The sequence below is a fragment of the Paraburkholderia sp. EG286B genome, from assembly GCF_040965655.1.
Lineage (GTDB): Bacteria > Pseudomonadota > Gammaproteobacteria > Burkholderiales > Burkholderiaceae > Paraburkholderia.
In genome coordinates this window covers 1-20,795 of record NZ_JBFRCF010000046.1, presented here as the reverse complement: position 1 = coordinate 20,795, position 20,795 = coordinate 1, and the positions used below count along the sequence as shown (strand labels likewise).

Genomic DNA, 20,795 nt, shown 5'->3' with positions numbered 1-20,795 from the left:
CTCTTTCCGCTCTGTCCTGCCTCTGGCGAGGCGGCCGCGCCTTCAATCGCGCCGGTCATTTGCTAATGACCAAAACAGATATCCATATTGGAAAAGTTGGAGGAATGGTAATAAACTCGCCTTATATTTCAAACGACTCAAAAATCAGGTCGATATGCATACAGGTTATAAGGGTTATCTATGAACCTGCACCAGTTCCGCTTCGTCCGCGAGGCTGTACGCCAGAACTTCAACCTCACGGAAGCGGCCAAGGCACTGTATACGAGCCAGCCGGGCGTCTCGAAGGCGATCATCGAGCTGGAGGATGAGCTTGGGGTCGAAATCTTTACGCGCCACGGCAAGCGCGTGCGCTCCCTCACGGAGCCGGGCCGGATCATCCTCGCCTCGGTGGAGCGCATCCTGCAGGAAGTGGAGAGCCTCAAGCGCGTGGGCAAGGACTACGCGGCGCAGGACCAGGGCAACCTCACGATCGCCGCCACGCACACGCAGGCGCGCTACTCGCTGCCCGCCGCCATCGCCGAGTTCAAGCGGCGCTTTCCGAAGGTGCACCTCTCGATCCTGCAAGGCAGCCCGACCCAGGTCGCGGAAATGGTGCTCCATGACCAGGCCGATCTGTGCATCGCGACCGAGGCCATCTCCGGCTACAAGGAACTGGTGTCGCTGCCCTGCTTCACCTGGCATCACGTGGCGGTAATGCTGCCCGACCACCCGCTGCTCGAGCGCAAGCCGCTTTCGCTCGACGATCTGGCCCAATATCCGCTGATCACCTACGACAATGCGTTTGCCGGGCGTACCAAGATCAACGACGCGTTCCGCCTGCGCGCGCTCTCGCCCGACATCGTGCTGGAAGCCATCGACGCCGATGTGATCAAGACCTACGTGGAGCTGGGCCTCGGCGTCGGGATCATGGCCGACATCGCCTTCAACGCCGAGCGCGACCGGCACCTGCGCGCGGTGCCCGTGGGGCATCTTTTCGGCAGCAACGTCACACGCGTCGCGCTCAAGCAGGGCGCTTACCTGCGCAGCTATGTGTATACGCTCGTCGAGCTGCTTTCGCCGAGCCTGAACCGCAAGCTCATCGAGCAGGCACTCAAGGGCGAGCACGAGACTTACGAACTGTAAGCCGCTGCGCGAGCGCCGGAAGAAAAATCAGACAAAATCCGCAAGACAACAACATCACTTCTCGCCAGATCTGCATGGGGTCAGAGTAAGGCGCTGAAGCGCCAACTCTGATCGACAGGAGACTCAACGGATGAAGCTGTACACGCTTTTGCGCCCGCTCGCCGCGGCTGCCGCCCTTGCCGCCGCCATGTTCGCCCCGGCCGCCCACGCCGACATCAAGGTCGGCATCGACCTCTCGAGCACAGGGCCCGCTGCCGCCATCGGCATCACGAGCAAGAACGCCATGCTGATGTGGCCCGACACGATCGCGGGCCAGAAGGCCGACTACATCGTGCTCGACGACGGCTCGGACCCGGGCGCGGCCGTACGCAACATCCACAAGCTGATCAACGAAGATCACGTGGACGTGATCGTCGGCCCGAATATCACGCCAGCCGCGCTCGCGGCGCTCGATCCGGTGGCGGAAAGCAAGACGCCGATGATCACGCTGGTCGGCTCGGGCTCGGTGGTCGAGCCGCAGCAGGGCGCACGCGTGTGGGCCTTCAAGATGGCGCAGACCGATGCCGCCATGGCCGACGTCATGACGCGCTACATGGCCGCGCACGGCGTGAAGAGCGTGGGCTTTATCGGCTTCGCGGACAGCTACGGCGACAGCTGGCTCAACGAATTCACGAAGTACGCAAAGGCGCGCAACATCCAGATCGTGGCGACCGAGCGCTACAACCGCACCGACGCCAGCGTGACGGGCCAGATTCTCAAGCTGATGGCGGCCAGACCGGACGCCATGCTGATCGCCGGCGCAGGCACGCCGACCGTGCTGCCGCAACGCACGCTGATCGAGCGCGGCTACAAGGGGCCGATCTACCAGACGCATGGCATCGCCACGCCTGAATTCATCAAGCTGGGCGGCAAGGACGTGGAAGGCACCCTGTTCCCGACCCAGCCCGTGGTGGTGGCGCGCACCCTGCCGGCCGACCAGCCGGCGCAAAAGGCGGCGCTCGCCTTCGTCGATGCCTACGAGGCGAAGTACGGCCCGGGCACGGTCACGCAATTCGCGGGCGACGCGGCGGGCGTGTACCCGCGCCTGCAGGATGCGGTTGCGCGCGCGCTCAAGACCGCGCAACCGGGCACCGAGGCGTTCCGCGTGGCGTTGCGCAGCGAGCTCGAGCACGCGCACGAAGTGGTCGTGCCCAACGGCATGGTGAACACGAGCCCGACGGACCACGTGGGCCTCGACCAGCGCGCGAGCGTGATGGGCACGGTACGCGGGGGCAAATTCGTGTATCTGGGGCAATAGACGCTACGAGCGGCGGCGCCCTGCCGCCGCTCAATCGATGGCGTCGGGCCAGCGGCGCGCGCTATGCAGGACGCGCAATATCGTGAGCGCCTCGTTCTCGTACCGGTAAGCGAGCACGAACGGCGTCGATTCGACCACCAGTTCGCGTGTGCCACTCACGCGGCCAACCCGGCCAAGGTTGGGAAAAAGCCGCAGACGTCGAACGGATGCCGAAATCCGCTCGTCCCACGCGATCGCTCTGCGCGGATTGCTCGTCATAGTGAAGTTGAACAGCGCCTCGCGGTCGGCCAGCGCGAGCGGCGACCAGCCTGGCTTCAACTTTTCGCCTTGCGGTTGCGAGCGGGCCCAGGCTCGCCGCCCGCCGCCGCGCGCCGCTTCGCGAAGTGCGCCTCCACCTCTTCATCCGCCACAGCCGGCCGCGGGTCCTTCAGCGCTTCATGTACCTTCGCCCGAAACCACGCGTCATGCGCCACCGGATCGACGGCGAAATCGAACGGCAACGCACCCTCGTTCGCGATACGCGTGAGCAGAATGCGCACGGCGTCCGATACCGTGAGCCCCATGTTGTCGAGCACTTCAGCCGCGCGCTGCTTGAGCGCGTGATCGATGCGAACCTGTACCAATGCATTTGCGTTCATCGACTCGCTCCCTGGTTTGGTCGTTGCCGCTGATTTCGTCGGCGATTTCGTCGAATACGCAGTGTAATGCAATTGAATGACGTTGGACATGCTTCACCTTTGAAGTGGGTTAAACATGCCGCAAGTTTCACTGCCAGGCCCTATCTCCTCAATTCATCCAGATGGCCAGTCACGGCCGCACGATGCTGCGCCAGGCACCGCCCGCCGCGCTGCTCGCCAGTACGGCCTCGATGAAGCGCAGTCCCTCCACGCCGTCGTCGACCGTCGTCAGCAGCCGGCTCGCGGGCGGCGCGGGCTCGCCGGCCTCGCGCGCGAGGATCTGCGCCGCGGCGTCGCGATAGAGCTGCGCGAACGCCTCCAGATAGCCTTCCGGGTGCCCCGGCGGCACGCGCGTGGCGTGCCGTGCGGCGGCCCCCGTCACGCGGCCGCGCGTGAGCCGCTGCGCCTCGCCGCCCTGCGGCGTGAACCACAGCAGGTTGGGCTCCTCCTGATCGAACGCGAGGCCCGCCTTCGTGCCATACACGCGCAGCCGCAACGCGTTCTCCGCGCCGCTCGCCACCTGGCTCGCCCATAGCATGCCGCGCGCGCCGTTGGCGTAGCGCAGCATGGCCTGCACGTGGTCGTCCACGCGGCGACCCGGCACAAAGGTATGCACGTCGGCCGCGAGCGACTCCGGCACGAGCGCGCTCACGAACGCCGCCAGCTGATAGGCATGCGTGCCGATGTCGCCCAGACACCCCGCCGGCCCCGCCAGAGCGGGATCCGTGCGCCACACTGCCTGACGGTTTGCGCCATCGCGCTCGACGGGATTGGCGAGCCAGTCCTGCGCATACTCGACCTGCACGATGCGCACCTCGCCAATCTCCCCCGCCTCGACCATCTCGCGCGCATGCCGCACGAGCGGATAGCCCGAATACGTATGCGTGAGCGCGAACACGAGATTCGCGTCGCGCGCGTGTTGCGCGAGCGCTTCGCCCTCGGCGAGCGAGACCGCGAGCGGCTTGTCGCAGATCACGTGTATGCCCGCGTCCATGAACGCATGCGCCACCGGCGCGTGCAGATGGTTCGGCGTGACGATGGCCACCGCGTCGATGCCGTCCTCGCGCGCGCCTTCCACGCTCGCCATCTCGCGCCAGTCGGCGTAGCTGCGCGCGAGGCCGAGCGCTTCGGCGCTCGACTGCGCGCGCGTCGCATCGGACGACAGTGCGCCCGCGACGAGTTCGAAACCGTCGTCGAGACGCGCCGCGATGCGATGCACGGCGCCGATGAACGCCCCCTCGCCGCCGCCGACCATCCCGAGCCTGAGTCTTCGCGTCATTGCGTGTCTCCTGCGAGAATCGCGTTCAGAGGCCCAGCACGCCCTTCACCTGCGCCGTATCGACGCCGCTGCCCGCGAAGTCGTCGAACGCGTGCTCGGCCACGCGGATGAGGTGCCGCTTGATGAACTCCGCGCCCTCGCGCGCGCCGTCGTGCGGATGCTTGAGCGCGCACTCCCATTCGAGTACCGCCCAGCCCGGATAGTCGTACTGCGTGAGCTTCGAGAAGATCGCGCCGAAGTCGATCTGCCCGTCGCCGAGCGAGCGAAAGCGCCCTGCGCGCTCCACCCATGCGCTATAGCCGCCGTACACGCCTTGTTTGCCCGTGGGGCGGAATTCGGCGTCCTTCACGTGAAAGGCCTTGATGCGCGCGTGATAGAGGTCGATGAACGCGAGGTAATCGAGTTGCTGCAGCACGAAGTGGCTGGGGTCGTAGAGGATGTTCGCGCGGGGATGATCGCCCACTGCCGCAAGAAAGCGCTCGAACGTCACGCCGTCGTGCAGATCCTCACCCGGATGCAGCTCGTAGCAGACGTCCACGCCCGCCGCGTCGAACGCATCGAGAATCGGTCGCCAGCGGCGCGCGAGTTCGTCGAAAGCGGCTTCGACGAGACCTGCCGGCCGCTGCGGCCACGGATAGACGTACGGCCACGCTAGCGCGCCCGAAAACGTCACGTGCGCACTGAGCCCCAGATTCTTCGAAGCGCGCGCGGCCAGCATCAACTGCTCGATGGCCCATGCCGTGCGCGCTTCGCGATCGCCGCGCACCTGCGGCGGCGCGAAGCCGTCGAACAGCGTGTCGTAGGCGGGATGCACGGCCACGAGCTGTCCTTGCAGATGCGTGGAAAGCTCGGTGATCGTCACGCCCGCGTCGTCGGCCTGCTGGCGCAGGTCGTCGCAGTACGCCACACTCGACGCGGCCTGCGCGAGATCGACGAGACGCGCATCGATAGGCACCTGGATGCCCTTGTAGCCGAGCTGGGCCGCCCAGCCGGCCATGTGCGCGAAGCTGTCGAACGGCGCGTCGTCGCCTAGGAACTGCGCGAGGAATATCGCTGGGCCCTTGATCGTCTTCATCGCAAGCCCGTCCTCAGAACGGCGAATCGGGGAAGTAGAACTGCTTCGCGTTCTCCCTGGTGATCAGCACCGAAGGGATGATCGTGGTGGGCGGCAACGCCTTGCCCTGCAAACGCGCTTCGGCCGTGAGCTTGATCGCGTCGTAGATGAACTTCGGCGAATACGACACATCGGCTTTGATGAGCGGGTCGCCGTCCATCACGCGCTTGACCATCTCCTTCGATCCCGCGCCGCCGAACACGATCTTGATGTCGTTGCGCTTGGCCTGATCGATCGCCTTGAGCACGCCCACCGCCATGTCGTCGTCGGCGGCCCAGACCGCGTCGATGTGCTTGAAGCGCGTGAGGTAGTCCTGCATCGTCTTGAAGGCGTCGTCGCGGTTCCAGTTCGCGTACTTCGCGTCCAGGATCTTGATGCCGGGATAGCCCTTCAGCACCGACGTGAACGCGGTCCAGCGCTCGTTGTCGAGCGTGGTGGGAATGCCGCGCAACGCGACGATATCGCCCTTGCCGCCCAGCTGCTTCGCGAGGTATTCGGCGGGGATCTTGCCGAACGCCGTGTTGTCGCCCGCCACATAGGCATCCTGCGCGCTCGTGTCGGTCAGGCCGCGATCGACCACCGTCACGTACACGCCCTGCTTCTTCACCTGCGCAACGGGCTGCGTGAGCGAAGCCGATTCATACGGGAAGATCACGAGCGCGTTGATCTTGTTGACGGTCACGAGGTCCTGCAACTGGTTCGCCTGATCGGGCGCGTTCGCCGCCGTCTTGACGATGACCTTGAGGTCCGGGTGCGCCTTTTCGAGGTCCTTCTTCGCCTCGTTCGCCCACCAGACGATGCCGCCCGTGAAGCCATGGTCGGCCGTGGGAATCGCCACGCCCAGCGTGACCTTGTCGTCGGCGCGCGCCGCACCCGCACCGAACGTCGCCGCTACGCCAAGCGCCAGCGCGCCCGCACACATCGTTCGAATCATCTTCTTCATGATGCCGTCTCCTATCGTGCGCTCCCGCGCCCGTTCTTGCGTTGAGTTTTCGCTGCCTCCTTTTACTTCCCCACCGCCCTGCCAGATCTGCTTCGACATCCTTACCGTCTGCCGCGCTGCAGGAACGCGACCGCGATGATCGCCACGCCCTGCACCGCCGCGTTCAGATACACGCTGATGATGCTCGTGAGATTGAGAATATTGGCGATGACCGAGAGCAGCACCGCGCCGACCACGGTGCCCGCCACGCGCCCTTCGCCGCCCTTGAGCGCCGTGCCGCCCACCACCACCGCGGCGATCGCCTCCAGTTCCCACAGCAAGCCCGTAGTCGGCGTGGCGGAGCCGAGGCGCGGCACATAGAGCACGGTCGCCACGCCCACGCACACGCCCAGCAGCACGTAGGTCGCGCACTTCACGCGATCGACGCGGATCGCCGCATAGCGCGCGACCTGCTCGTTCGAACCGATTGCCTGCACGTGCCGCCCGAACGCCGTGCGGTTGAGAATCAGCGCGCCGCCCGCCGCCGTGAGCGCGAACACCCACACGGGCACCGGGATGCCAAAGAGGCTCGCGTAATAGACCGGCCCGTAGAGATCGACGAGATTGTTCTGCAGCGTGAGCGCGCCGCCATCGGCGAGCCAGGTGAGCACCGAGCGGAAGATGCCGAGCGTGCCGAGCGTGACGATGAAAGGCTCGATGCGCCCGCGCGTGATCAGCAAGCCATGCGCGAGCCCGAACATCGCGCCGAGCACGAGCGCGATCGCCATGCCGATCGCGACGATGGCCAGGGGCGCAAACGCGTGTTCGCTCGCGGCCAGCGTATTCATCACCCAGATCATCACGCCCGCGATCAGCGCGGCCATCGAGCCGACCGACAGGTCGATGCCGCCCGAAATGATCACGAACGTCATGCCCACGGAAATGATGCCGATGAACGAGGTGCGCGTGAGCACGTTGAGCAGGTTGCCGGCGGTGGCGAAATCGCGGTTGAGCAGCGTGCCGAGCACGCACAGCAGGATCAGGCCGATGAGCGGCCCGACGCCCGCGAGCCGGTGCACGAATCGAGCCGCGGCCGAGCGCGCGCCCCGGCCTTCGGACGCCGCGTCAGTGGGTGCCGGTTGCATGAGCGATCAGCTCCTCTTCGTTCAGATGTTCGTGCCCGAGCGTGGCGACGAGCCGGCCCGCGCGCATCACGGCCACGCGATGCGCGAGCCCGATCAGCTCGACCAGTTCGGACGAGATCACGACGACCGCGCGCCCCGAGGTCGCGAGCCGCTGGATCAGGAAATAGAGGTCGCGCTTCGCGCCCACGTCCACGCCGCGCGTGGGCTCGTCGAGCACGATCACGCGCGGGTCGGGCTGCAGGAACTTGGCGAGCGCGAGCTTCTGCTGGTTGCCGCCCGAGAGCATGCGCGCGCGGCTGTCGAGGTCGCCTGTGCGGATGCCGAATTCGCGCACCGCCTTCTCGAGCGCGCGGCGGCCCGCCTTGAGGTCGAGCAGCGGATGGCCGTAGCGCTCGAGCGTCATGAGCGTGAGGTTGTCCTGCAGCGTGAGGTTCATGTGCAGGCCGCGTCCTTTTCTGTCTTCGCTCAGGTACGTGAGGCCGTGGCGCATCGCGTCGCGCGGATGGCGCAGCGTCACCGGGCGGCCGTCGATCTCGATCTCGCCCGCTTGCTTGTGGCGCAAGCCCACGATCGCCTCGAACGCCTCGCTGCGCCCCGCGCCCACGAGTCCCGCGAAGCCGAGAATCTCGCCCTCGCGCACCTCGAAGTCCAGATCCTCGACCCAGCCCGGCACGGTGAGATGTGCCACACGCAGCGCCACGGGGGCAAGCTCGGGCGCCGCGCCTTTCTCCGGAAACATGTCGGAGACGTCGCGGCCCACCATGAGGTTCGCCATCTGCTGGCGCGCGAGCCCCGCTGTCGCGCTCGCGGCCACGAAGCGGCCGTCGCGCATCACGACCACGTCGTCGGTGATGGTCTCTACCTCGTCGAGCTTGTGCGAGATGTAGACGAGCGTCGTGCCAGATGCGCGCAGCTTCGTCATGAGCGCGAAAAGGCGCGCGGTTTCGGCGGGCGTGAGCGTGGCCGTGGGCTCGTCCATGATGAGCAGGCGCGCGTGCCGCGAGAGCGCCTTGGCGATCTCCACGAGCTGCTTTTCGGCGACGATGAGGTCGCGCACCTTCACGTCCGGGTCGCGCGCAAGCCCCACCTGCGCGAGCAGCTCGCGCGCTTCGCGGCGCATGGCGGCGTCGTCGACGAGCCAGCCTTTGCGCTTCTCGTGGCCGAGGAAGATGTTCTGCGCGATCGTCAGGTGCTCGGCCAGATTGAACTCCTGGTGGATCAGCACGATGCCGGCGGCTTCGGCCTCGCGCGAGCCTTCGAAGCGGCGCGCCACGCCGTCCACCAGCATCTCGCCCGCGCTCGCGTTCTCGTAGCCCGCGAGGATCTTCATGAGCGTGGACTTGCCCGCGCCGTTCTCGCCCAGCAGCCCGTGAATGCGCCCCGGCGCGAGCTCGAAGCTCACGCCGTGCAGCACGCGCACGGGACCGAAGTCCTTGCGGATGTCGTTGAACTTCACGGCGACGCTCATGCGCGTGCGCTCCTCCAGTACTGGCGCTTGTGGCTTTGCGGGTTGCGGCGAGCGGCTTGCGCCGCCCGCCTGTCGACCGGAGTCAGGGCTTTAGCCCTGACTCCGGTCCCATGCACAGCAGAACACCGCTGGTCTCCCCTGCTATGTGTTCGTCTACGTTTCCTGCGTTTCATCCGCTCTCGCGCACCACCAGCCTGTGCGGCAGCAGCACGCCCGGCACGCTCGCGCGCGGGTCGGCGAAACGCCGCAGCAGCAGGCGCGCGGCCGTCTCGCCCAGCTCCCGCATGGGCTGCGCGATCGTCGTGAGCGGCGGGTCGATCTGCGCGGCGAGCGCGATATCGTCGAAGCCGACCACGGCGACGTCGTGCGGCACGCGCCGCCCCGCGCCGCGCAGGCCGTTGACCACGCCCACCGCGAGCGTGTCCGACACCGCGAAGATCGCGTCGGGCGCCTCGCCCGCCGGCAACCGCATGAGCGCGGCGGCGGCCTGCGCGCCCGCGTCGTAGTCGAGGCAGTTCACGTTCACGCGCCAGGCGTCGCGCATCGCGATGCCCGCTTCGCCGAGCGCGTCGCGCCAGCCGTCGCGGCGCTGCTGCGCGTAGAGGTAGTGCTCGTCGGAGTTGATGAGCGCGACACGGCGCCGCCCCCGCGCGATCAGATGCCGCACGGCGTCGTGCGCGGCCCGGTAGTTGTCGATGCCCACGTACGGCACGCCCACGTCCGGATCGAACTCGCAGCAGGCCACCCACGGCAGCGCCGTCGATTCGGCGGCCAGCGCATGCTGCACGGTCGCCGGGTCGAGGCAGATCGCCCCGTCCGCGCGATGGCGGCGCAGCAGGTCGAAGTAGCTGCGCTCGCGGCCGGCGTCGGCGCCCGTGTCGCACAGCAGCAGGAAAAAGCCGTGCTGGCGCGCAACGCTGTCGATGCCGCGCACGATCTCCGCGTAAAACGGGTTGCCGAAGTCGGGCACCATCGTCAGGAGCAGGCGGCTCTCGGCGGTGCGCAGGTTGCGCGCGAGTTCGTTGACGCGGTAGCCGCTCGTCTCGATCTCGGCGAGCACGCGCTCGCGGGTCGCGGCGCGCACGTTCGCATGGCCGTTGAGCACCCGCGAAACCGTCGCGACCGAGACGCCCGCGCGCTGCGCCACCGCCGCGATCGAGCCGCCGCGCGAGGCGGTGGCGGCGCTGGCATCTTCGGCTTGCGGCTGCGGCCGCAGTGGCGACGTTCGGGACGAACGAGCGGACATGGGCGAAGGCAATGGTGACCGGTTCGGAAACCTGCGGCGGCCGAAGCATGAGCCGTTTGGCCGCGTCAAAATGTAATCGATTACATTTTTGGTACGAGAACCGCAAAACCGCAAGGCGCACGTAGCCAGGACAAACACCGATCCGCCAATGCCTCCGGAATCTCCTGGGGCTGCCGGCGGCGCGGCCAGGCCAGTAGCCGGTTTGCTACAATTCTCCGATTGCCCGACGCCCTTTTTGCCGGGCTTCGACCCGAACCGATCCCGACCACAACGCCGAGTCACCATGAACATCGAACAAGCGCGTTTCAACATGATCGAACAGCAGATTCGCCCCTGGGAAGTGCTCGACCAGGACGTGCTGAACCTGCTCTCGATCGTCAAGCGTGAGCATTTCGTCCCCGAGGCCTATACCGCCCTCGCGTTCGCCGACCTCGAAGTGCCGCTGCCGAACGGCCAGCACATGATGGCGCCGCGCGTCGAAGCGCGCGTGCTGCAGGAACTCGCGGTGAAGAAGCACGAGAGCGTGCTGGAAATCGGCGCGGGTTCCGGCTACATGGCGGCGCTGCTCGCGCACCGGGCGCAGAAGGTGCTGACCGTGGAGATCGACACGGAACTCGCCGAATTCGCGCGCGCGAACTTCGTCAAGAACGGCGTGCTGAACGCCGAAGTCGTGGTTGGCGACGGCGCACGCGGCTGGGCCGCGAACGCACCGTACGACGTGATCTGCGTCTCGGGCGGCCTGCCGGTCGTGCCGCAGGAGTTGCTCGAACAGCTCAAGGTGGGCGGGCGTCTGGCCGCTTTCGTGGGCGGCGCGCCCGTCATGGAAGCGCAGATCATCACGCGCATCGACGAAAAGCAGTTCCGCATTGCCGGCGTGTTCGAAACGTATGTCGAGCCGCTGCAGAACGCCGTGCATCCGCCGCGCTTCAAGTTCTAAGGCGCTGCCAACCTGCCGCATCGCCGGGTTCCTTGCACGGCAGCCCGGCTTACTTACCCGATTGAGTGTTCCATGCAGAATCTGACCGCCCCCGCCCTCGCCGAATGGCTTGCCGACACCTCGCGCGAGACTCCCGTACTGCTCGACGTGCGCGAGCCGTGGGAAATCGAAACGGCAAAGATCGCCGGCAGCCTGTCGATCCCGATGCGCGAGATTCCCGCGCGCAGCGAGGAACTGGACGACGAGGCGCAGATCGTCTGCATTTGCCACCACGGCGCGCGCAGCGCCCAGGTGGCGATGTTCCTCGAATCGCGCGGCCACACGAAGGTGTTCAACCTGCAAGGCGGCATCGACGCGTGGTCGCGTCAGGTCGACCCCAAGGTGCCGACGTACTAAGCAGGCGCACGCCAGCTCAACCAAACGGCGCGAGAGGGCGCGGCTCAGGCCGCGCCCTTTGTCATTTCTGGGCCATTCACCTCCGTCCACGGCGTGCAGCACCCGCATCGCCGCACCGGCACGCCCCTCATGCACAACGATGCAGCGCGCCCTGCCGCACCGTTCGTCCCGCTTCATGCATGCGCGCACTGAGACGATGCAGCGCGCCCGAACATGCATCTCACTGCACCACAATCGCCCGCCCGTTCCATGGCCGCCGATGCGCCCCGCATCGCCGCGCGCCTTATGGGGCAAGCCTGGCGCTTGACCTTCGCGCTGGCACAACGCTTGCAGAAGGCTGTGCGCAAGACACGCCACACACACACCGGGCGGCGCGCAAGACGACAAACGACCACGCGCCACGGCCCACGACTCACTCACGGACAAGAGGCACAAAAATGAAACGTCGCAGTCTGTTGAAACTCGGGACGATGTCGGGCGCACTCGCGGCTGCGGGGCGCATGCCGTTCGCGCACGCGGACACCGGCAGCGGGCCGATCAAGGTCGGCATCCTGCATTCTCTCTCGGGCACGATGGCCATTTCGGAGACCTCACTGAAAGACACCGCGTTGATGACGATTGCCGACATCAACAAGAACGGCGGCGTGATGGGGCGTCAGATCCAGCCCGTGGTGGTCGACCCGGCCTCGAACTGGCCGCTCTTCGCCGAAAAGGCGCGCCAGCTCCTCACCCAGGACAAGGTGGCCTGTGTGTTCGGCTGCTGGACCTCGGTGTCGCGCAAGTCGGTGCTGCCGGTGTTCGAGGAACTCAACGGCCTGCTCTACTACCCCGTGCAATACGAAGGGGAAGAGATGTCGCGCAATGTGTTCTACACGGGCGCGCCCAACCAGCAGGCCATTCCGGCGGTGGAATACCTGATGAGCGCCGAAGGCGGCGGCGCGAAGCGCTTCTTCCTGCTCGGCACCGACTATGTGTATCCGCGCACGACCAACAAGATCCTGCGCGCCTTCCTGCACTCGAAGGGCGTGAAGGACAGCGATATTCAGGAGGTCTACACGCCGTTCGGCCATAGCGACTATCAGACCATCGTCGCGAACATCAAGACGTTTTCGCAAGGCGGCAAGACCACGGTCGTATCGACCATCAACGGCGACTCGAACGTGCCGTTCTACAAGGAGCTCGGCAACCAGGGCATCAAGGCGACCGATGTGCCCGTGGTCGCGTTCTCCGTGGGCGAGGAAGAGTTGCGCGGCATCGACACGAAGCCGCTCGTGGGACACCTCGCGGCGTGGAATTACTTCATGTCGGTCAAAGGCCCGAACAACACGAAGTTCAAGGAGCAGTTCGAAGCCTGGGTGCAGGCGAACAACCTGCCGGGCGGCAGCAAACGCGTGACCAACGACCCGATGGAAGCGACTTTCGTCGGCATCCACATGTGGAAGCAGGCCGTGGAAAAGGCGAAGAGCACCGACGTCGACAAGGTGTGCGTGGCCATGATCGGCCAGACCGTGGCGGCGCCCTCGGGTTTCACGCTGACGATGGACGGCAACCACCACCTGCACAAGCCCGTGATGATCGGCGAAATTCGCGGCGACGGCCAGTTCAACGTCGTGTGGAAGACGAAGACCGCCGTGCGCGCGCAGCCGTGGAGCCCGTTCATCGCCGGCAACGCGGGCAAGCCGGATGTCGTCACCTCGAACGCGCTGCCCGCTTTCCTGCGCCGCTCGCGCGTGGCCTGATGTTGTCTTCGCGAGCGCCGCGCCGCAATGTGGCGCGCGCTCGCGTGCCCTGTCTACGGGCTGCGGCGTAACTTCAGTCTGTTGCGCTGTGGTCCGCACCAAAAAAGAAAGCACCATGGCTCACTCACTCCCGAGGTACGCGCGCGCGGGCTTGCGCCACGCGCTCGCCGCGGCTGCGCTCTTCACGGCGCTATGCACTGGCGCGCACGCACTCGAGGCGGCCGACGTCGCGCCGCTCGGCGGCGACGATTTCGACGCGAAATCCGCGGCCATCGACAAGCTCATCGCCACGCACGACGCCGCTTCGCTTGCGCTGCTCAAAGCGCTCGCCGACGACAGCGTCACGGCAACCGATTCGGGCGAAGTGCTCGTGCAGGATGGCGCGGATGGGCAAAGCGCGCGCGACGCCGCCACGGGTCAGCCCGTCGCCGCGAACTTTGCATCGAGCGCGCAGCCCATCACGCTGAACAACCTCTTGCGCTCGAAGGTAGCGGGCGCGGTCTCGGGCCTGCAACTCGCCTCGCCCGACCTGGAAATGCGCCGGGCGGCCATTGACGGCTTGCTCAAGAACCCCGACCCGGCCATGAAGCCGCTGATCGACGCTGCGCGCGCGAAGGAAACCGACCCGGCGCTCAAGCGCCGTCTCGACACGCTCTGGGCGATGACCGCGCTGCACGACCCGAATGCGGCCACGCGCCTCGAAGCGGCGAAGCTCGTCGCCGCGCGCCACGACCTCGACATGTACGAACTGCTGCGCCCGCTCGTCGCGAAGAACGCAAGCGGCGCGTACAGCGAGCCCGACGCCGATGTGCGCGCCGCCGCGCAGCAAGGCATCGACGCGCTCGACGCCATCCAGCGCCGCAGTGAGATCGCCGGCACGCTGTTCGCGGGCCTGTCGCTCGGCAGCGTGCTGCTGCTCGCGGCGCTCGGCCTCGCCATCACCTATGGCCTCATCGGCGTCATCAACATGGCGCACGGCGAGTTCCTGATGATCGGCGCGTACGCAACCTATGTCGTGCAAACGCTCGTGCAGCGCTATGCGCCGGGCGCGTTCGACTGGTATCCGCTCTTCGCGATTCCCGCTTCGTTCGTCGCCGCAGCGCTCGTGGGCGCGGGAATCGAGCGGCTCGTGATCCGCCACCTCTACGGCCGCCCGCTCGAAACGCTGCTCACCACGTTCGGCATCAGCCTTATCCTCATTCAGGCCACGCGCATGATCTTCGGCGCGCAGAACGTGCAGGTCGAAAACCCCTCGTGGATGAGCGGCGGCGTGACCGTCATGCCCAACCTCATCCTGCCGTACAACCGCCTTGCGATCCTCGCGTTCTCGCTGATCGTGGTGGGCATTGCATGGACCGTCCTCACCAAGACGCGTCTTGGCCTGTTCGTGCGCGCCGTCACGCAAAACCGCCGCATGGCCGCCTGCGTGGGCGTGCGCACCGCGCGCGTGGATGCGTGGGCTTTCGCGTTCGGTGCGGGCGTGGCAGGCCTCGGCGGCTGCGCGCTCTCGCAGATCGGCAATGTCGGCCCCGATCTCGGCCAGAGCTACATCATCGATTCGTTCATGGCCGTGGTGCTGGGTGGCGTCGGGCAGATCGCGGGCACCGTGATCGGCGGCTTCGGTCTCGGGCTCGTCTCCAAGGCCATCGAGCCGTTCTGGGGCGCCGTGCTCGCGAAGATCGCCGTGCTCGTGCTGATCGTGCTCTTCATCCAGAAGCGTCCGCAGGGGCTGTTCGCCCTCAAGGGCCGCAGCGCGGAGGCATGACATGACGAGCGTCACTTCCACTTCCACGCGTCACACGCTGGGCGCCTCGCGACCTTCCGGCGACGGCGCCGAAACGTTCGCGCTCGGCTTGCCCGCGCGGCCGGCCCTGCTTTCGCCGCGCGCCTGGCTCGCGCTCATCGTGCTGATCCTCGTGATCGGCGTGGGCGTGCCGCTTTGCGCGCTGGTGCTGCCGCAAGCGAGCGCGCTGCATCTTTCCGCGTATGCGATGACGCTCGTTGGCAAGCTCATGTGTTATGCGATCGCCGCGCTCGCGCTCGATCTCGTGTGGGGTTATTGCGGCATTCTGAGCCTCGGTCACGGCCTCTTCTTCGCGCTGGGCGGCTATGCCATCGGCATGTACCTCATGCGCGAGATCGGTCACGACGGCAAGTACGGCAGCGACCTGCCCGACTTCATGGTGTTTCTCGACTGGCATGCGCTGCCGTGGTACTGGCAAGGCACACAGCACCTCGCGTATGCACTCCTGCTCGTCGTGCTCGTGCCGGCCGTGGTCGCCTGGGTGTTCGGCTTCTTCACGTTCCGCTCGCGCGTGAAAGGCGTGTACCTCTCGATCATCACGCAGGCCATGACGTTCGCCGCCATGCTGCTCTTCTACCGCAACGAAACGGGCTTCGGCGGCAACAACGGCTTCACCGACTTCAAGCGCATCGCGGGCATGCCGATCACGCATCCGGGCACACGCACCGTGCTGTTCCTCCTGACGTTCGCCGTGCTCGTGCTCGCATTTCTCGGCGCGCGGGCCATCGTCACCTCGAAGCTCGGGCGCGTGGTGACCGCGGTGCGCGACGGCGAAACGCGCCTCATGTTTCTCGGCTACAGCCCGCTCGGCTACAAGCTGTTCGTATGGACCGTCTCGGCCGTTCTGTGCGGCATCGCGGGCGCGCTTTACGTGCCGCAGGTCGGCATCATCAACCCGAGCGAGATGTCGCCGGGCAACTCGATCGAAATGGCGATCTGGGTGGCGGTGGGCGGACGCGGCACGCTCATCGGGCCGATCATCGGCGCCTTCGCCGTGAACGGCGCGAAGAGCTTCTTTACCGCCCATTTCGCCGAGTACTGGCTGTTCTTCCTCGGCCTGATGTTCGTGCTCGTGCCGCTGCTGCTGCCCAACGGCATCATGGGACTCATCGAACTCATCCGGAACCGGATCACCACGCGGAGCGAACGCCCATGAACGGACATAGCGTGATCAGCGACCCGCTCAACCACAACCCCTTCGACGACGCCCTCAAGTACGACGAACTCGCCCTCTCCGGCGTGGCCGAACTCGGGCACGTGGTCGAACCCGGCGCAATCGACATCTCGCACGGCACGATCCTGTATCTCGAAGACGTGACCGTGAGCTTCGACGGCTTTCGCGCGCTCAACAAGCTCTCGCTCGTGATCGACGCGGGCGAGCTGCGCTGCGTGATCGGCCCGAACGGTGCGGGCAAGACCACGATGATGGATGTCATCACCGGCAAGACCGCGCCCGATTCGGGCAAGGTGTTCCTCGGGCAGACGCTCGACCTCACGCGCATGAACGAGCCAGCGATCGCGCGCGCGGGCATTGGGCGCAAGTTCCAGAAGCCCACGGTGTTCGAGCAGCATCCCGTGTGGGAGAACCTCGAACTCGCGATGAAGGCCGACAAGGGCTGGTTCGCCACGCTGCGCGCGCGACTTGGCCGCGAGGCGCAGGCGAAGATCGAGGAGACGCTCGAAGTGATCCGGTTGGAGAGCGACGCGCGACGCCTCGCCGGCGAGCTCTCGCACGGCCAGAAGCAGCGGCTCGAAATCGGCATGCTGCTCATGCAAAAGCCACAACTGCTGCTGCTCGACGAGCCCGCCGCCGGCATGACCGACGACGAAACCATGGAACTCGCGACGCTCCTCAACCGCCTGCGCGGCAGCTGCTCGATGATGGTCGTCGAGCACGACATGGAGTTCGTCGCGGCGCTCGCGGGGGAAACCGGTCGCGTCACGGTGATGGCCGAAGGCAGCGTGCTCGCGCACGGCACGCTCGACGACGTGAAGCGCGACGAAGCGGTCATCGAATCGTATCTGGGCCGCTAGGCCCGCTTTCAACCGATCAGCCATGCTAACTATCGAATCGCTGAATCAGTTCTATGGCGGCAGCCACATCCTGCGCAACGTCTCGATGACGGTGCCCGAGGGCGAACTCACCGTGCTGCTCGGGCGCAACGGCGTGGGCAAGACCACGCTGCTGCGCTGCCTCATGGGCGTCGTGCCGACGAAGAACGGCTCGATCGCGTGGCGCGGCGAGGCGCTCACGAAGCTGCCCACGCACGCGCGGGTGGCGCAGGGCCTCGCTTACGTGCCGCAAGGGCGCGACATCTTTCCGCGCCTGAGCGTCGAAGAGAATCTGCTGGTGGGCGCGGCGAGCAAGAAGCGCATGCCGTCAAGCGTGCCCGCGCATATCTACGGACTCTTTCCCGTGCTCAAGGACATGAAGGCGCGGCGCGGCGGCGACCTCTCGGGCGGCCAGCAGCAGCAGCTCGCCATCGGCCGCGCGCTGATGAGCGATCCGCAGCTGCTCATTCTCGATGAGCCTACCGAAGGCATCCAGCCTTCGATCATTCAGGACATCGGTCGCACGTTACGGCAGCTCGTCGAAGAGATGCACATGACGGTGCTGCTGGTCGAGCAGTACTACGACTTCGCCAAGGCCATCGCGGACCGCTATTGGGTAATGAGCCGCGGCGAAATCGCGGCCGGCGGCGCCGGCGCGAGCATGGATGCGGACGGGGTGCGGGAGTTGATCGCGGTGTGAAGCCTGAAATTGGCGACCCGCCGCCACGACGAATGCCGGGCAGCCTTACGAAAGTTCTACGTGGATCTGCAGGGACCGGACGGCGCTCGTCGCCCTGAACCACCTTTCAGGCGCATGCAACGTCAAGGCACCTTCCAAAGCGCAACAGACCGCTGGTTGTGCGCTGGGGTCTGCGCATCTGGCGTTATGAAAGAACATATTCGAATTTATCAATCATCTGGTCGATAAGATTCGTGTCGATATTTTTCTTGCTGGGAACGATGAATAGGCACTGCCGGCCGAAAGTGTCGGCGCGAGAAATGAAGTCCTCGACTATATGATAATGGGGACGATTTGTGTAATCATCGAAGATAATTTTCGTCCCTTCATTGGATAATTTCAGTGTTGTTAAAAAACAGAGAACGCGAAATCGTCCATCAATAAGAACAATATCGGGGTTCTGATGATTTGCCCATGGAGCATTGGCGTATCTAAGAAAATTTTGCCTTTTTTGGTAATTGATTGGAGCGCCCCACTGCCCCAGCTCACCGCAATCTACCCACTCGATTGTGGCATCTTTCCTGTCAATTCTATTCTCCACGAAATCAATCCATTCCTTGCTCGTGTCTATGCTATGAATTTTTGCATTGGTATTCTGCGCTACCCAAATCGTGCTTTCTCCGCAGCCGTACTCGAAATAAAGCCTCGATGAGGCCGTGAGTCGCTTGAACATTGCGTCATCGCCATCGAAAAGAACCTTCTTCTTTTCGGGGGATAGCAATTTCCTGGCTCCAATGGTAATCAGGGGAGGAGTGATAAGTTTAAGGCATTTAATTGCTGACATTGTTGTCTCCAATCATAATTTGAGACAATAAAAAATCCATCAATTGGGGTGGTGCAATTTCCGAATAACCTTTAACGAACGCTTTCAGAACGGTTTACGATTTCCTGTCTGTTGCGACACGAACGTTTCCCCCATGACCATGCAGGACATACAGGCGAACTTCTGTGGCCTTTCGCACAGTAGTGCCACTAACCAGGGATCCGCGCAGGCAGGCGCCATCCTCCCCGTCCGCGCTTCGTGGCGTAGCGCTTAGCCGCGAGTTTCGCGGCGACATGTCTGGGGACTACGCGCGCGCTGGCACGCGCAGTGCGCTCGGAGGGATTCGTGGTCTGGGATGGAAGGGGCGACGCGATCCCTGTGAGGGGCTTGCAGCAGACGTGCCCATGAAGAATGGCTCGATCGCCTGGCGCGGCGAAGCGCTCACAAAGCTGCCCACGCATGCGCGCTTGGCGCAGGGCCTCGCTTATGTGCCGCAAGGGCGCGATATCTTTCCGCGCTGTACGCAGCGGTCATCCCCGCATTGCCGTTATGCGCGGCGGCGCCGGGCTTGAGCTTGCTGTGATGGAGAGCGGGTACTTAGCCTTCATCGCGGCGAGTCTCAAATGAGCTATAATGGAGGCTCATTTGATTTACGACGGGAGCGCGCCATGCAACTCGTTTCCCCCGAGAAGATCGCTGCAGTCATGGGGCTCAGTCCGGTGCCCCATTCGATCGCCGAACTTGAGGCGCAGGTCGCAGAAGGCCTGCCCAAATCCGCCTTGCGTAACGGCGTCGAACAGATCGCCCTGACCGCGGAGGCAAGGCGCGCGCTCCGGGCACGCATCGTCCCTGAGGCAACCTACAAGCGCCGTCGCGACAGGCTGACACCTGATGAATCGGAGAAGACAGAGCGCCTCGCACGGGTCTACGCGAGCGCGGCCTACGTCTGGGACGATCCGGCGGACGCACGCACCTTCCTTGCCACGCCCCACCCCCTGCTGGAAGGGCGCGTGCCCCTTGAGGTTGCCCTGACCGAGCTGGGTGCGCGCCGCGTGGAAGAACTCCTCTGGAAGCTCTTCTACGGGCTACCGGCCTGATGAGGATTTTCCGCATTGCCGACAGGCGGCATCCGCTATGGACCGGCACCGGCGCCATGGTCGTTGGCGGTCGATTCAACAGCCCCGGCCGTCCCGTGATCTATGGCGCGCTCACGTTCGCAGGAGCCATGCTCGAGGTACTGGTACACGCACGGATCGGCAAAGTGCCGAAGACACACGTCTGGCTCGAGGCGCAGGTTCCTGATGATCTTCCCGTCGAAAGGTTCACCCCCGGCACACTGCCTGCACGTTGGGAGGGGCCATCCACTGAAATCGCACGTGATTTCGGAAACCGCTGGCTGGAGGAATGCCGCTCCGCGGTCCTGATCGTGCCTTCTGTAGTCGCACGTGCCGAGTCCAACGCGCTGGTAAATCCCGCCCATCCAGACGCTGCGCGGATCGTCGTATCCGAAGCGCTGCCGGTCTTATGGGACGAACGCCTGTTCGTTCTACCTCCAGCAGAGAGTCCGGGAAGACCGGAACAGCACTGAACGCGCAGTCACCGTGCGGTCGCAATCTTCCAGACTGGTATCACGTCGGAATTTCACCAGCAGAGACGAACTGGCCGTTGTCCGACTGGCGTGGGCAACAAAGTAGCGCCGCTGGGAGCGCTTAATGCGTTACGCCGCATTCCGTGCTACGGCAAACAACGGGGCCTTAGACCTCTGGTGACAAAGCTGCGAATGGCTCGACGAAAAGAATTGGCAGCAAGCGGACTTCTAGCACTCCGACTCCGTCACCACACTGCCGTTAGCAGGGACCTGGCAGTATCGTTATGCGCCCTCTGGTTACGACAGGTTACATAGAGTGGTCTTCGTAAAAGATGGTAAGCATCCGCGCTGAGGCGCCAAAAAACTCGTCCGACCTGGCTTGTCGATGGCGGTCTAAATCCGCGCAAATCTGGCGGCGTCACATAGAGGCGGCGTGACGCGAGAGCAAAAAAGAACTCGCGGAAATGACCAACGCATCGTGACCGGGGCTTGTTGATGCAGGGCACG

The 20,795-nt window shown here is 65.2% G+C and carries 20 protein-coding genes and 1 pseudogene; 12 read left to right on the top strand and 9 right to left on the bottom strand.

All coding sequences use genetic code 11. From position 1 onward, the window contains the following. Positions 1-180: 180 nt before the first annotated feature. Together AB4Y42_RS41380 and AB4Y42_RS41375 are read left to right on the top strand one after the other, a co-directional pair. Positions 181-1,122: a CysB family HTH-type transcriptional regulator gene (locus tag AB4Y42_RS41380; RefSeq protein ID WP_028210583.1), complete on the top strand. Its 942-nt coding sequence runs from the start codon at positions 181-183 to the stop codon at positions 1,120-1,122. 187 nt (positions 1,123-1,309) lie between these two features. After that, positions 1,310-2,419 (top strand): ABC transporter substrate-binding protein, encoded by a 1,110-nt coding sequence (locus AB4Y42_RS41375; protein WP_368691988.1) that lies wholly within the window; start codon positions 1,310-1,312, stop codon positions 2,417-2,419. Between the two features lie 30 nt (positions 2,420-2,449). Here AB4Y42_RS41375 and AB4Y42_RS41370 read toward each other — a convergent pair whose 3' ends face one another. The 8 genes from AB4Y42_RS41370 to AB4Y42_RS41335 form a co-directional block, all read right to left on the bottom strand. Next, entirely contained in the window at positions 2,450-2,737 is a 288-nt protein-coding gene (locus tag AB4Y42_RS41370) for a type II toxin-antitoxin system RelE/ParE family toxin (protein WP_368691952.1), read from the bottom strand. After that, a complete protein-coding gene (locus AB4Y42_RS41365; RefSeq protein WP_368691953.1) occupies positions 2,734-3,057 on the bottom strand; it encodes a type II toxin-antitoxin system RelB/DinJ family antitoxin in 324 nt (107 codons plus the stop codon). The genes AB4Y42_RS41370 and AB4Y42_RS41365 overlap by 4 nt, the downstream gene beginning before the upstream one ends. A 169-nt stretch (positions 3,058-3,226) precedes the next feature. Continuing rightward, positions 3,227-4,375 (bottom strand): Gfo/Idh/MocA family protein, encoded by a 1,149-nt coding sequence (locus AB4Y42_RS41360; protein WP_368691954.1) that lies wholly within the window; start codon positions 4,373-4,375, stop codon positions 3,227-3,229. 25 nt (positions 4,376-4,400) lie between these two features. Next, positions 4,401-5,450, bottom strand: coding sequence for a sugar phosphate isomerase/epimerase family protein (locus tag AB4Y42_RS41355; protein WP_368697553.1), 1,050 nt, complete (start codon positions 5,448-5,450; stop codon positions 4,401-4,403). Between the two features lie 13 nt (positions 5,451-5,463). Next, a complete protein-coding gene (locus AB4Y42_RS41350; protein WP_368697552.1) occupies positions 5,464-6,432 on the bottom strand; it encodes a substrate-binding domain-containing protein in 969 nt (322 codons plus the stop codon). A gap of 101 nt (positions 6,433-6,533) precedes the next feature. Further along, entirely contained in the window at positions 6,534-7,556 is a 1,023-nt protein-coding gene (locus AB4Y42_RS41345; protein ID WP_368691957.1) for an ABC transporter permease, read from the bottom strand. After that, the gene (locus AB4Y42_RS41340; RefSeq protein ID WP_368697551.1) at positions 7,537-9,024 is read right to left on the bottom strand and encodes a sugar ABC transporter ATP-binding protein; all 1,488 of its coding nucleotides are present in this window, start codon (positions 9,022-9,024) and stop codon (positions 7,537-7,539) included. Before AB4Y42_RS41340 ends, AB4Y42_RS41345 begins: the two co-directional genes overlap by 20 nt. A gap of 169 nt (positions 9,025-9,193) precedes the next feature. Beyond that, positions 9,194-10,270 carry a LacI family DNA-binding transcriptional regulator gene (locus tag AB4Y42_RS41335; RefSeq protein WP_368691959.1) on the bottom strand — a complete coding sequence of 359 codons (1,077 nt, stop codon included), beginning with the start codon at positions 10,268-10,270 and terminating at the stop codon, positions 9,194-9,196. Positions 10,271-10,553: 283 nt separating this feature from the next. On the opposite strand from AB4Y42_RS41335, the gene AB4Y42_RS41330 reads away from it, so the two are divergent. The 7 genes from AB4Y42_RS41330 (at position 10,554) to urtE (ending at position 17,898) form a co-directional block, all read left to right on the top strand. Then, complete coding sequence (locus tag AB4Y42_RS41330; protein ID WP_321929254.1) at positions 10,554-11,207, top strand: protein-L-isoaspartate O-methyltransferase; 654 nt, start codon at positions 10,554-10,556, stop codon at positions 11,205-11,207. A 72-nt stretch (positions 11,208-11,279) separates the two neighbouring features. Continuing rightward, on the top strand, positions 11,280-11,603 hold the full coding sequence (locus tag AB4Y42_RS41325; RefSeq protein ID WP_324160319.1) for a rhodanese-like domain-containing protein: 324 nt from the start codon (positions 11,280-11,282) through the stop codon (positions 11,601-11,603). Between the two features lie 437 nt (positions 11,604-12,040). Continuing rightward, on the top strand, positions 12,041-13,342 hold the full coding sequence (gene urtA, locus AB4Y42_RS41320) for an urea ABC transporter substrate-binding protein (protein WP_368697550.1): 1,302 nt from the start codon (positions 12,041-12,043) through the stop codon (positions 13,340-13,342). A gap of 115 nt (positions 13,343-13,457) precedes the next feature. Beyond that, positions 13,458-15,107 (top strand): urea ABC transporter permease subunit UrtB, encoded by a 1,650-nt coding sequence (gene urtB, locus AB4Y42_RS41315; RefSeq protein ID WP_368691962.1) that lies wholly within the window; start codon positions 13,458-13,460, stop codon positions 15,105-15,107. Position 15,108: 1 nt separating this feature from the next. Then, positions 15,109-16,302, top strand: coding sequence for an urea ABC transporter permease subunit UrtC (gene urtC, locus AB4Y42_RS41310; RefSeq protein WP_368697549.1), 1,194 nt, complete (start codon positions 15,109-15,111; stop codon positions 16,300-16,302). Continuing rightward, positions 16,299-17,180 carry an urea ABC transporter ATP-binding protein UrtD gene (urtD, locus tag AB4Y42_RS41305; protein WP_133181782.1) on the top strand — a complete coding sequence of 294 codons (882 nt, stop codon included), beginning with the start codon at positions 16,299-16,301 and terminating at the stop codon, positions 17,178-17,180. Before urtC ends, urtD begins: the two co-directional genes overlap by 4 nt. A gap of 22 nt (positions 17,181-17,202) precedes the next feature. After that, complete coding sequence (gene urtE, locus AB4Y42_RS41300; protein WP_368697548.1) at positions 17,203-17,898, top strand: urea ABC transporter ATP-binding subunit UrtE; 696 nt, start codon at positions 17,203-17,205, stop codon at positions 17,896-17,898. Positions 17,899-18,082: 184 nt separating this feature from the next. Here urtE and AB4Y42_RS41295 read toward each other — a convergent pair whose 3' ends face one another. Next, entirely contained in the window at positions 18,083-18,721 is a 639-nt protein-coding gene (locus AB4Y42_RS41295) for a hypothetical protein (RefSeq protein WP_368697547.1), read from the bottom strand. Between the two features lie 386 nt (positions 18,722-19,107). Between AB4Y42_RS41295 and AB4Y42_RS41290 the strand changes: the two are divergent. The 3 genes and pseudogenes from AB4Y42_RS41290 to AB4Y42_RS41280 all read left to right on the top strand — a co-directional run. Beyond that, positions 19,108-19,224, top strand: a pseudogene (locus AB4Y42_RS41290) (ABC transporter ATP-binding protein); the annotation flags it as partial. A gap of 144 nt (positions 19,225-19,368) precedes the next feature. Next, a complete protein-coding gene (locus tag AB4Y42_RS41285) occupies positions 19,369-19,797 on the top strand; it encodes an antitoxin Xre/MbcA/ParS toxin-binding domain-containing protein (RefSeq protein WP_368697546.1) in 429 nt (142 codons plus the stop codon). Further along, positions 19,797-20,288, top strand: a complete 492-nt coding sequence (locus AB4Y42_RS41280; protein WP_368697545.1) for an RES family NAD+ phosphorylase — start codon at positions 19,797-19,799, stop codon at positions 20,286-20,288. Before AB4Y42_RS41285 ends, AB4Y42_RS41280 begins: the two co-directional genes overlap by 1 nt. Positions 20,289-20,795 lie beyond the last annotated feature (507 nt).